Below are 12,446 nucleotides of genomic sequence, written 5' to 3' on the forward strand. Positions count from 1 at the left end.
CGGAACGTGCCCGACGACGCAGAGGCAGCACGAGCACGACAGCGCACCGGAACCGGGATCGGCCTGCTGGTGGTCCTGGTTCTCGGTGCCGCCCTGCTCTTCGCCCTGCCGGAGGACGAGAGTCCGGACGACGACGGCGTCTGCCGGGCACGGACGGTGGACGCCTGGCAGGCGGACGACGGCCTCACCGCCGAGTTCGCCCGCTACGGCGACGACGCGAGCCGCAGCGACGACTGGACCGGCGGCGACGGCACCCACTCGCTGCGACTGCCGGACGGCCGGGTGCTGTGGCTGTTCTCGGACACCTTCCTGGGCCGGGTGTACGGCCCGCCCAACCCGGCCGGCGAGTCGTACGCCTGGCGGGACACGGCCGAGCCGCTGGTGCGCAACTCGGCCGTGCTGATGCGCGACGGCAGGCTCGAAACCACTCTGCCCGCCCCGCTGTTCGCCGATCCGGCGCCGAACCAGTGGCGCTGGCCGGTCGCCGCCCGCGTCGAACCCCGCTCCCCCGGATCCTCCGAGCAGGTCGTCCGGGTGCTGCTGTGGGTACGCACGGCGGGGCAGGCCCCGTGGATCTACGGCGTGCCCACCGCGACCGAGGTCGCCACCCTGTCGCTGCCCGCTCTGCGCCTGGAGTCGATCGTCAAGGTGCTCGACCAGCAGCTGGTCCCCGACCCGTCCCGGCGGGTGCTGTTCGGCACGACACTGGTCGAGGAGGACGGCTGGACGTACGTCTTCGGCGGCGACGACGGCCAGGCCGCCTCCCGACCGGCCTCGCACGCGTACGTGGCGCGCGTACGGGAGGGCAGACTCGGGGATCCGGCGGCCTGGCGGTACTGGGACGGCTCGGCGTGGACGGCCGCCGCCCGTCCCCGGCCGGTGCTCGGGGACGGGCAGCGCAGGGGCGTGGGCAGCGCGTTCTCGGTCGTCCGGGACGGCGGCACCTACGTGCTGTTCACGATGGCCGCGGGCACGAAGGGCCTGACCACCGTGGCCTCGTACTGGGCGTGCTCCCCGGCCGGGCCCTGGCACGGGCCGGCGAAGGAGTTCAGTCCGTCGCTGCCGCAGGGCCAGGTGGCCGCCTACAACCCGCAGGCCCATCCGGTGCTGAGCGGCGACGGACGGCTCGTGCTGAGCTACGACGTCAACTGGCTGGAGACGACCGGTGCGGCGGCCCAGCTCAGCCGGAACGTGTCCCTGTACCGACCGCGGTTCGTGTCTCTGCGGCTGGCTCCGGCGAGGTGACCTCCGCGCGGGGGTCGTGCGAGCGGCGCTTGGCGATCACCGCGCACACCATCAGCTGCATCTGATGGAAGAGCATCAGCGGCAGCACGGCCAGCGAGGCGTGCGCGCCGAACAGGACGCTCGCCATGGGCAGTCCGGAGGCCAGGGACTTCTTCGAACCGGCGAACTGAAGGGTGATCCGGTCCTCCCGGCTGAAGCCGAGCGCCTTGCCGCCGTACCAGGTCAGCAGCAGCATCACGGCGAGGATCACGGCCTCGACGCCGAGCAGCCCGCCCAGCCGGGCGGGGCTGACCTGGTGCCAGATGCCCTGCACCATGCCCTGGCTGAACGCGGTGTAGACGACGAGCAGGATCGAGCCGCGGTCCACAAGCCCGAGGACCTTCTTGTGGCGGGTGACGAAGCCGCCGATCCAGCGGCGCAGCAGCTGCCCGGCGAGGAACGGCACGAGCAGTTGCAGCACGATCTTCAGCAGCGAGTCCGCGGAGAACCCGCCGCCGCTGCCGCCGAGCAGCGAGGCCGCGAGCAGCGGGGTGGCGATGATGCCGATGAGGGAGGAGAAGGAGCCAGCGCAGATCGCGGCGGGCACGTTGCCGCGGGCCATCGAGGTGAAGGCGATCGACGACTGGACGGTCGAGGGGACGAGCGTGAGGAAGAGCAGGCCCTGGTAGAGCGGGTCCGTGAGGATCACCGGCACCAGCCCGCGGGCCGCGAGGCCGAGCAGCGGGAAGACGACGAAGGTGGCGGCCAGGACCGTGATGTGGAGCCGCCAGTGCCGCATGCCGTCCAGCGCCTCACGGGTGGAGAGCCGGGCACCGTAGAGGAAGAACAGGAAGGCGATCGCCGCCGTGGAGGCCCCGGACGCCACATCGGCGACCGACCCGCGGGCCGGGAACAGCGCGGCGACTCCCACGGTCGCCAGCAGGAGGAGGATGAACGGGTCGATCGGCATCCGGCGCGGCCGGCGCAGGCGTTTCACGGTGCTCCACTTGCTCGGTACGTACAGGCGGTACTAGGGCCGGGGAGGCCCCCTCCCATCCTGCTCCCCGGTCCGGCGATCGGGAATCCCGTATACCGCTCTGACTGCCATCGTGTTCTGCGATAAGCGATAGCCTGAGGGTCATGTACGAGCCCTCCCATCTGCGCACCTTCCTGTCGGTGGCGCAGACGCTGAGCTTCACGCAGGCCGCGCGGCGGCTCGGGCTGCGGCAGTCGACGGTCAGCCAGCACGTGCGGCGGCTGGAGGACGCCACCGGGCGGACGCTTTTCACCCGGGACACGCACTCGGTGGAGCTGACCGAGGACGGCGAGGCCATGCTCGGTTTCGCGCGCCGGATCCTGGAGGTGCACGAGCAGGCGACGGCGTTCTTCACGGGCACCCGGCTGCGTGGCCGGCTGCGCTTCGGCGCCTCCGAGGACTTCGTGCTGACCCGGCTGCCCGAGATCCTCGAGGGCTTCCGGCACGAACATCCGGAGGTCGACCTGGAGCTCACGGTCGAACTGTCGGGCACGCTGCACGAACAGTTGGCGGCCGGGAAGCTGGACCTCGTCCTGGCCAAGCGGCGCCCCGAGGACCCGCACGGCGAGCTGGTCCGGCACGACAGGCTGGTGTGGATCGGCGCGGAACGCCTCCGGCTCGACCCGGACCGCCCGGTGCCGCTGATCGTCTACCCGCCGCCGGGCATCACCCGCGCACTCGCCCTGGAGGCGCTGGAGCGGCAGGGCCGCGAGTGGCGTGTGGTGTGTACGAGCGGCAGCCTCAACGGTCTCGTCGCGGCGGCGCGCGCGGGCCTCGGCGTGATGGCCCACTCCCGGGGCCTCATCCCGCCGGGCCTGGTCCGGGTCCCGGACCGGGCGGGCCTGCCGGAGTTGGGCCAGGTCGACTTCGTGGTGGTCCACGGCCGGCGCCGCCCCTCAGCGCAGGGCGCGGCGAACGCCCTGGCGGCGGCGATCCTGGCGGGCGGGGACCGGCTGCACCGCAGTGCGCCGAAGGGCCTGTGAGGCGTGCGCCGGGCCGTGGCAGGGTCGTACAGATTCGGTGGAGATTACGGCACCGAAACTTACTCAACCGTCAGTAATCTGTCCGACCCTTCCCTGTCTGAGCGCATTTTCCCGCGATGACCAGCGCGAACCAGAGCCCCGCTCGGCTTCGTCCCCCTCCCGCACCCCTGGCCGGGTGGGGTAGCTTTCACGGCGCTGTGCGGAGCGTCACTCAACAGAAGCGCTGAGGAGCGGGGAGCGGGGTTTGCGCGAGTTCACCAACCCTCCGTTGGCGTTGGCACCTCCGGTGGGCGGTCTGGCCGACGTGGTATTCCAGCATGCCCAGGAAGACCCGCTGCACATCGCCCTGGGCCGCAAGGACGACACGGGGTACTGGCGGGATGTCACCGCCGCCGAGTTCCGCGACGAGGTGCTCGCCCTGGCCAAGGGGCTGCTGGCGAGCGGCATCCGGTTCGGCGACCGGGTCGCGATCATGTCCCGTACGCGCTACGAGTGGACGCTCTTCGACTACGCGCTGTGGGCGATCGGCGCCCAGGTCGTGCCGGTCTACCCGACGTCCTCGGCCGAGCAGTGTTTCTGGATGCTGTACGACGCCGAGGTGACGGCCGCGATCGTGGAGCACGAGGACCACGCGATGACGATCGCCACCGTCATCGACCGGCTGCCGCAGCTGCGCCGCCTGTGGCAGCTCGACTCGGGTGCCGTGCAGGAGCTGTACGACGCCGGCGCGCACCTCGACGACGAAGTGGTGCACCGCCACCGGCAGGCCGTCACGCCCGACTCGGTCGCCACGATCATCTACACCTCGGGCACGACCGGACGCCCCAAGGGCTGTGTCATCACACACGGCAACTTCGCGTACGAGGCGGACACCGTCATCGAGCGCTGGGAGCCGGTGTTCCACTCCAAGCGGGGCGACGAGGCCGCCACCCTGCTGTTCCTGCCGCTCGCGCACGTCTTCGGGCGGATGGTCCAGGTCGCGGCGATTCGCGGTGGGGTGAAATTCGGCCATCAGCCGCAGCTCAACGCGGCGGCCCTGCTGCCCGATCTGGCCGCGTTCAAGCCGACGTTCTTCCTGGCCGTGCCGTACATCTTCGAGAAGGTGTTCAACGCCTCCCGCCGCAAGGCCGAGAAGGAGGGCCGCTCCGGCCCGTTCGAGAAGGCCGTGGACATCGCCATCAAGTACGCGGACGCCGTCGAGGCCAAGGCCTGGGGCATCGGACCCGGCCCCTCGGCGGGGCTGCGCATGCAGCACCAGCTGTTCGACAAGCTCGTCTACTCCAAGATCCGCGCCGCGATGGGCGGCCGGATCCGGCACGCCATGTCGGGCGGATCGGCGATGGACCGACGGCTCGGTCTGTTCTGGGCCGGGGCGGGCGTGCACATCTACGAGGGCTACGGACTGACCGAGTCCACGGCCGCCGCGACCGCCAACCCGCCCGGCCGCACCCGGTTCGGCACGGTCGGCCAGCCCATCCCGGGCATGACGGTGCACCTCGCGGACGACGGCGAGATCTGGCTGCACGGCCAGAACGTCTTCCAGGGCTACCTCAACAACCCCAAGGCCACGGACGAGACCCTGCACGACGGCTGGCTGGCCACCGGCGACCTCGGCTCGCTCGACGAGGACGGCTACCTCACCATCACCGGCCGCAAGAAGGAGATCCTGGTCACATCGGGCGGCAAGAGTGTTTCGCCCGGTGTGCTGGAGGAACGCGTCCGGGACCATCCGCTGGTCAACCAGTGCATCCTCGTCGGCAACGACCGCCCGTACGTCGCAGCCCTCGTGACCCTCGACCAGGAGGCCGTGGAGCACTGGCTGGCGATGCGCGGCAAGCCGCAGCTGTCCGCGGCGGAGCTGGTGCGGGACGCGGACCTGGAGACGGAGGTGCGACGCGCGGTGGTCGCGGCCAACACCCTGGTCTCGCAGGCCGAGTCGATCCGCACCTTCCGCATCCTGGCCCAGCCGTTCACCGAGGAGCACGGGCTGCTGACCCCGTCCCTGAAGCTGAAGCGCAAGGCGATCGAGAAGGCGTACGAGAACGAGGTCGAGGCCCTCTACCGGGCATGAACTGCCTGTTAACGGATGGTGTGCCACCCGTCTGAATTCTCCCGTCAGGAATGCATCACGGCTCGTGATCGTTGACGATGGGAGTACACCCGACCACAAACCTAAGGATCGAGAGCTCGTGAGCAAGGTCCCCCAGATCACCCTGAACAACGGCATCGAGATGCCCCAGCTGGGGTTCGGCGTCTGGCAGGTGCCGGACGACGAGGCCGAGTCGGCCGTCGCGACGGCGCTGGAGGCCGGGTACCGCAGCATCGACACAGCGGCGATCTACGGCAACGAGGAGGGCACCGGCAAGGCCATCGCCGCCGCCGGTCTCCCCCGCGAGGAGCTCTTCGTCACCACCAAGCTCTGGAACGCCGACCAGGGGTACGACTCCACGCTGCGCGCCTTCGACACGTCGCTGGAGAAGCTCGGCCTGGACTTCGTCGACCTGTACCTCATCCACTGGCCGCTGCCGGCCAAGGGGACGTACGTCGACACGTACAAGGCGTTCGAGAAGCTGCACGCCGACGGCCGGATCCGGGCCATCGGTGTCTCCAACTTCCTGCCCGAGCACCTGGAGCGGCTGATCGGCGAGACGTCGGTCATCCCGGCCGTGAACCAGATCGAGCTGCACCCGCACCTGCAGCAGAGTGCCGCCCGTGAGTACCACGCGGCGCAGGGCATCGCCACGGAGGCCTGGTCGCCGCTCGGCCAGGGCAAGGGCCTGCTGGAGGTTCCGGCGGTCGTGGCCATCGCCCAGAAGCACAACCGCACGCCGGCCCAGGTCGTGCTCCGCTGGCACATCCAGCTGGGCAACGTGGTGATCCCGAAGTCCGTGACGCCGTCGCGGATCAAGGAGAACATCGAGGTCTTCGACTTCGAGCTGGACACCGAGGACCTGGCGGCCATCAGCGCCCTCAACGAGGACCGCCGCCTGGGCCCGGACCCGGCGACGTTCGACGGAGCCTGAGCCCTCTCCCGGCCCCACGACTGCCCGCAGCCTGTCATTCGGCCGCGGGCAGTCGTGCTGCTCGGGGCGGTGGGGATCGGAGATCCCCCTGATCAGACCGCCCGAACCGCCGTGTGCACCGTGTGCGCCTCCAGCACGAACACATCCGACCGCCGGTACAGACTCGCCTCGTCGTCGGGATCGAGAAGCCGGTCGAGGGTGGCGAGATCGTCCGCGTCGAAGCCCTCCGGAATCCGCTCCCGCAGATGGGACAGTGACCCGACGACATACTCCCGGGCCCGTTCCGAGGCGGGTGCGGGCAGGTCCAGCAGGAAGGTGTGCGTCCTGCCCGGCTTCAGCCCCGCCGACGCCAGCAGGGCCGGCCAGTCCTCCGTCTCCGCGACATAGCCCGGCAGCTCCGTCCGCATCCGCGTGAACCACTCCGCCTCCAGCGCGTCGAGCCTCGCCTGGAGCCCGGGCCGGCCGATACCGATGTCGCGCGGCAGATACCGTGCGGGCAGGCCGCCCTCCATGAGGGCCAGCGTGCCGCCGGGCGCCAGCCGGGCCGCGAACGCGGCGAGCGCGGCCCGCTGATCACCGAGGTGGTGCAGACTGCGGCTCGCCCAGAGCAGGTCGGCCGGGTAGTCCAACTCTTCGAGCACGCCAGGGAGTTCACCGGCGATCGTGCCGAAGCGGTCGGCGACGCCCAGCCGCTCGGCGCGTGCCCGCGCCCGCTCCAGCAGCGGCTCGGAGCCGTCCACCGCGACGATCCGCGCGCCCGGGAACGTCTCGGCGAACAGACACGACACGACGCCCGGACCGCTGCCCGCGTCGACGATCAGGCCCGGCTCGGTCACCTCGTGCGCCAGCCAGCCCATGGCCCGCTCGTACAGGGAAGCGAACAGCTCTGCCTGGGACTCCAGCCTCGGAGCCATCGCGGCCCAGTCGAGGTGCGTGTGGTCGTGACGGTCGTGGTCGTGACGATCGTGGTCGTGGTCGTGCGCCATGGTGGTCAGCCTCTCCCTCGGATGCCGCCAGACTGCGCCGACGCACCGGGAGAAGGCCACCGCTGTTGCCGCTCCCGCAAAAATGATCCGCCGGGGCCGAAGCCCCGGCGGACCCGTGGGGACGGGGTGTCAGCCGCTCAGGACAGCGGCGGGTACGCGTTCTGCATCAGCTGCCGGAACTGGGCGGAGAACCAGTGCCCGGACACCGGCGCGTCCGGCAGGGCACCGGACATGTTGTTGTTGTTCCGCGGGTTGCCGGTATAGGTGGGATCGCACATGCGGTCGAAGCCCTTGCCCTCGTCGTTCGGGATGGCCTTGCTCGACCCGTCGGACTCACCCGGCGGCTTCATCCACACGTAGGCGTCGATCCCCGCCGCCGGGGCGGCCTGCGGGCGCTCGCCGAGGCCGGCTCCGGACTGGTTGCACCAGTTGCCGAGGTGGATGCGGCGGTCGTAGCGGCCGCCGTCGACATAGGTGTCGACGGAGGTCTGCGCGCCCGGTCCGGCGGGCCGGGCGGTGCCGCCCCAGCCGTTGCGGGAGGTGTCGATCAGCATGCCGATCCCGGAGGGGAAGCCGATCGAGACGAGCTGGTTGCGGAAGGCCTGGGCGAAGGACTGCTCGTCCGTGTAGCGGTTCCAGTCGACCCACTTCGACTCGCGGACGGACTTGCCGGCCACGTTGTCGTTGATGGTGAAGTTGTTCTCCTTCAGGGCGCTGTAGTTGGCCGTGTTGGTGATGAAGCCGTGGACGTCGTTGACCGTGGCGCCCTCGGCGGTCGCCGCCTCCTTGAACAGGGTCGCGGAGGCACCGAAGTTGTCGTCCCAGCCGATCCAGCCGTGGTGCCCGGCGTCGACGTAGTTGTAGACGTTCGCCACGTCGCCGAGCTTGTTCAGCGCGTAGCCGACGCCCTTGACGTAGTTGCCGTTGGCCTTCATCACGTCGCACTGCGGGGTGGCCGTCGGGCGGCTGCCGGTGTTGGTGACGAGGTTCGGCAGCGAGTCGATCTCGACGGTGGTGACGATCCGCAGCGAGGCGTACTTCGAGTCGGCGAGGATCGTCTTGATCGGGTCGATGTACTGCGTCTTGTACTTGTCGATCTCCGTCGGGCCGAGTTCGCCGTTGGAGGCGAGGGCGGCGCAGTCACGGCCGGGCAGGTTGTAGATGACGAGCTGGACGACGAGTTCGCCGGAGCCCTTCTGGCGCAGCGCCTCGTCGAGGTGGGCGCGCAGACCCATACCGCCGTTGGCCCCGTTGATCGCCGCGATCCGGTCCAGCCAGACACCCGTCGGCTGGCTGGAGATCCGGCTGCCGCCCGGCTCGGCGGCGGCCTTCGCGGACCACTCCGGGTTCACGTACACCTTGGCGCCGGCATAGGGGTTGTCGACCCGGTTGGACGGGCCGCCGGGGCCCGGCGGGTCGGTCGGATCCGGGTTGCCGCCGTCGTCGACGTTGCAGGTGACGCCGTCGAGGGTGAACGTGCCCGGGATCGCGTTGCTGCCGCTGTAGCTGCCCTGGAAGCCGAAGCTGACCGAAGCGCCGGTCGCGAGCTGGGCGTTGTAGCTCTCGTTGGCCGCGGTGACGGCGGCACCGCTCTGGCTCAGCTTGGCGTTCCAGCCGCTGGTGACCATCTGGTTGCCGGCGTAGGACCACTTCAGCGACCACGACGACTTGGCGGCGCTGTTGTTGGTGACGGTCACGGCGGCGGTGAAGCCGGTGCTCCACTGGTTCTGGATCTTGTAGTCGACGGTGCAGGGGACCGCGGCGATGTCCGCGCCGCCCGGGTCGACGGCGAACGCCGTGCCGGTCGCGCCTGCGACCAGGGCCATCGCGGCCAGTAACGCTGTTCTCGTACGGCTCATGAGTGCGGGTTTCCCTTTCGCTGGTGGGGGTGTCAGCCGTTCAGGGCGCGCTCCGACAAGGACATGAGGAACTGAGGAACCCGGCATGGCGCTCGCGCAGCAGGGGACGACCGCGCTGAGGGCGGCTCAAAGTACTGAACGCGAGAGGTGTCGCATGAGCGACTCCTTGCAGGCCGGGCACGCCGTGACGGACGCGTCGGCTGATGGAACCGCTCCCACTGGTGTCAAGGAAGGTAGCGCCAAGTGTCTGCAAAGAACAGAGGAGTCACTGACTTTCGCTCAACTCACGGCGTCGAATCTTTTCGACTCTTCAAGGCCCTTGACCGATACCACACCCGTCCTCACGATGGGAGCGCTCCCACTGGTTCAAGCCTTGACTTCTCCGAGCCGCAAGGAGGAACCAGCACCATGCATCCCCCACCCCGGAGACGGGGAGCGGTGCGGCGCGTGTGGATCGCCGCCGTCGCAGCTCTCACGCTTCCGTTGACGATGCTCTCCTCAGGGTCGACTCCCGCGCAGGCGGCCGCACTTCAGTGCAGTGTCGATTACAAGACGAACGACTGGGGCTCCGGCTTCACCGCGGACCTGACCCTCACCAACCGCGGCACGGACGCCATCGACGGCTGGACGCTGACCTACGCCTACTCCGGCAACCAGAAGCTGGGGAACGGCTGGAACGGCACCTGGTCGCAGTCCGGCCAGAACATCACCGTCAAGAACGCCCCCCACAACGCGCGGGTCGCCGCGGGCGCCGCCGTCTCCACCGGCGCCCAGTTCACCTACAGCGGCACCAACGCCGCGCCGACGTCCTTCTCGGTCAACGGCACCGCCTGCACCGGAGCGCACCAGCCGCCGATCGCCGTGCTGACCAGCCCGTCCGCCGGCGCCGTCTACACCCAGGGCCAGGCGGTCCCCCTGGCGGCCACGGCCGCCGCCGCGGACAACGCCACGATCAGCAAGGTGGAGTTCTACGACGACACCACGCTGCTGGGTACGGACACGAGTGCGCCCTACTCTCTTTCGGTTTCCGACTTGACCGTGGGCAGTCATTCCCTGGTGGCGAAGGCGTACGACAGCATGGGCGCCTCCGCGAACTCCACCCCGGTCGGCATCACGGTCTCCTCCGGCCCGACCGTCGTCGCCTCGCCGCTGCAACTGGGCGTCCAGTCAGGCAAGTCGGGCACCTACGAGGTGAAGCTGTCCAAGCAGCCGGCGTCCAACGTGACGGTGGCGTCGGCCCGCGCGAGCGGCAACTCGGGCCTGTCGGTCACGGGCGGCGCCTCGCTCACCTTCACGCCGCAGAACTGGAACACCGCGCAGAAGGTGACCGTCACCGCCGCCAACTCCGGCACCGGCTCGGCGGTCTTCGAGTCGACGGCCGCGGGCCACGCCAAGGCCTCGGTCACCGTGACCCAGCTGGCGGCGGCGAAGGTCTACGACGCCCGCTTCCTGGAGCTCTACGGGAAGATCACCAACCCGGCGAACGGCTACTTCTCCCCCGAGGGCATCCCCTACCACTCGGTCGAGACGCTGATCGTCGAGGCGCCGGACCACGGCCACGAGACCACCTCGGAGGCGTACAGCTACCTCCTGTGGCTCCAGGCCATGTACGGCAAGGTGACCGGCGACTGGGCCAAGTTCAACGGCGCGTGGGACCTCATGGAGAAGTACATGATCCCCACCCGCGCCGACCAGCCGACCAACTCCTTCTACAACGCCTCCAAGCCGGCGACCTACGCGCCCGAGCTGGACACCCCGAACGAGTACCCGGCCAAGCTCGACACCGGCGCCTCGGTCGGCCGGGACCCGATCGCGGCCGAGCTGAAGAGCGCGTACGGCACGGACGACGTCTACGGCATGCACTGGCTGCAGGACGTCGACAACGTCTACGGCTACGGCAACTCGCCCGGCAAGTGCGAGGCGGGCCCCTCGGACACCGGCCCGTCGTACATCAACACCTTCCAGCGCGGTTCGCAGGAGTCGGTGTGGGAGACCGTGCCGCAGCCGACCTGTGACGCCTTCAAGTACGGCGGGAAGAACGGCTATCTGGACCTGTTCACCGGTGACGCCTCCTACGCCAAGCAGTGGAAGTTCACCAACGCGCCGGACGCCGACGCCCGGGCCGTGCAGGCCGCCTACTGGGCGGACCTGTGGGCGAAGGAGCAGGGCAAGGGCGGGGACGTCTCCGCGACGGTCGGCAAGGCCGCCAAGATGGGCGACTACCTGCGCTACTCCATGTTCGACAAGTACTTCAAGAAGATCGGCGACTGCGTCGGTCCCTCGACCTGTCCGGCGGGCACCGGCAAGGACGCCTCGTTCTACCTCATGTCCTGGTACTACGCCTGGGGCGGCGCCACGGACACCAGTGCCGGCTGGGCCTGGCGCATCGGCTCCAGCCACGCCCACGGCGGCTACCAGAACCCCCTCGCGGCCTACGCTCTCGGCAACTACGCCCCGCTGAAGCCCAAGTCGGCGACGGGCGCGGCCGACTGGTCCAAGTCCATGGACCGGCAGCTGGAGTTCTACCGCTGGCTGCAGTCGAGCGAGGGCGCGATCGCCGGCGGCGCGACCAACAGCTGGGCGGGCCGGTACGCGACCCCGCCCGCCGGGAAGTCGACGTTCTACGGCATGTACTACGACGAGAAGCCCGTGTACCACGACCCGCCGTCCAACCAGTGGTTCGGCTTCCAGGCGTGGTCCATGGAGCGGGTCGCCGAGCTGTACCAGCAGACGGGGAACGCGCAGGCCAAGACGGTCCTCGACAAGTGGGTCGACTGGGCGCTGTCCAAGACCACGTTCAACCCGGACGGCACGTTCCGGATTCCGTCGACGCTGCAGTGGTCGGGCCAGCCCGACACGTGGAACGCCTCCAGCCCGGGTTCCAACAGCGGACTGCGGGTCACCGTCGCCGACTACACGAACGATGTCGGTGTGGCGGCCTCGTACGCCAAGACCCTGACGTACTACGCGGACCGCTCGGGAGACACGGAGGCCGGCGCGGCGGCGAAGAAGCTGCTGGACGGGATGTGGGACAACCACCAGGACGCGCTCGGGATCGCCGTCCCGGAGAACCGGGCCGACTACAACCGGTTCGACGATCCGGTGTACATCCCCAGTGGCTGGACGGGCACGATGCCGAACGGTGACGCGATCAACGCGTCGTCGACGTTCGACTCGATCCGGTCCTTCTACGAGGACGACCCGGCCTGGTCGAAGATCGAGAGCTATCTGGCGGGCGGTGCGGTTCCGTCGTTCACGTATCACCGGTTCTGGGCCCAGGCGGACATCGCCTTGGCCATGGGCTCGTACGCGGAGCTTCTCGAATAGCCCCCGCC

The 12,446-nt window shown here is 69.7% G+C and carries 8 protein-coding genes; 5 read left to right on the top strand and 3 right to left on the bottom strand.

Annotated elements, in window-relative coordinates:
• Positions 1–6 precede the first annotated feature (6 nt).
• Positions 7–1,245, top strand: coding sequence for a DUF4185 domain-containing protein (locus tag ACZ58V_RS10920; protein WP_468184023.1), 1,239 nt, complete (start codon positions 7–9; stop codon positions 1,243–1,245).
• Here the strand turns inward: ACZ58V_RS10920 and ACZ58V_RS10925 are convergent.
• Positions 1,181–2,194, bottom strand: coding sequence for a bile acid:sodium symporter family protein (locus tag ACZ58V_RS10925; protein WP_468186091.1), 1,014 nt, complete (start codon positions 2,192–2,194; stop codon positions 1,181–1,183). The two genes, ACZ58V_RS10920 and ACZ58V_RS10925, sit on opposite strands and share 65 nt — an antisense overlap.
• A 170-nt stretch (positions 2,195–2,364) precedes the next feature.
• On the opposite strand from ACZ58V_RS10925, the gene ACZ58V_RS10930 reads away from it, so the two are divergent.
• The 3 genes from ACZ58V_RS10930 to ACZ58V_RS10940 all read left to right on the top strand — a co-directional run bounded on the left by ACZ58V_RS10930 (position 2,365) and on the right by ACZ58V_RS10940 (position 6,266).
• Positions 2,365–3,243: a LysR substrate-binding domain-containing protein gene (locus ACZ58V_RS10930; protein WP_468184020.1), complete on the top strand. Its 879-nt coding sequence runs from the start codon at positions 2,365–2,367 to the stop codon at positions 3,241–3,243.
• Between the two features lie 244 nt (positions 3,244–3,487).
• Positions 3,488–5,314: an AMP-dependent synthetase/ligase gene (locus ACZ58V_RS10935; RefSeq protein WP_468184017.1), complete on the top strand. Its 1,827-nt coding sequence runs from the start codon at positions 3,488–3,490 to the stop codon at positions 5,312–5,314.
• 160 nt (positions 5,315–5,474) lie between these two features.
• The gene (locus ACZ58V_RS10940) at positions 5,475–6,266 is read left to right on the top strand and encodes an aldo/keto reductase (protein WP_468186088.1); all 792 of its coding nucleotides are present in this window, start codon (positions 5,475–5,477) and stop codon (positions 6,264–6,266) included.
• A gap of 92 nt (positions 6,267–6,358) precedes the next feature.
• On the opposite strand, the gene ACZ58V_RS10945 is transcribed toward ACZ58V_RS10940, so the two are convergent.
• Together ACZ58V_RS10945 and ACZ58V_RS10950 are read right to left on the bottom strand one after the other, a co-directional pair.
• Positions 6,359–7,252, bottom strand: a complete 894-nt coding sequence (locus tag ACZ58V_RS10945; RefSeq protein ID WP_471289578.1) for a class I SAM-dependent methyltransferase — start codon at positions 7,250–7,252, stop codon at positions 6,359–6,361.
• A 137-nt stretch (positions 7,253–7,389) separates the two neighbouring features.
• Positions 7,390–9,111 (bottom strand): glycoside hydrolase family 6 protein, encoded by a 1,722-nt coding sequence (locus ACZ58V_RS10950; protein ID WP_471289580.1) that lies wholly within the window; start codon positions 9,109–9,111, stop codon positions 7,390–7,392.
• A 408-nt stretch (positions 9,112–9,519) separates the two neighbouring features.
• Between ACZ58V_RS10950 and ACZ58V_RS10955 the strand changes: the two genes are divergently transcribed.
• Complete coding sequence (locus ACZ58V_RS10955; protein WP_471289582.1) at positions 9,520–12,438, top strand: glycoside hydrolase family 48 protein; 2,919 nt, start codon at positions 9,520–9,522, stop codon at positions 12,436–12,438.
• The last annotated feature ends 8 nt before the right edge of the window (positions 12,439–12,446 follow it).

The organism is Streptomyces sp. NPDC040589, from assembly GCF_055594445.1.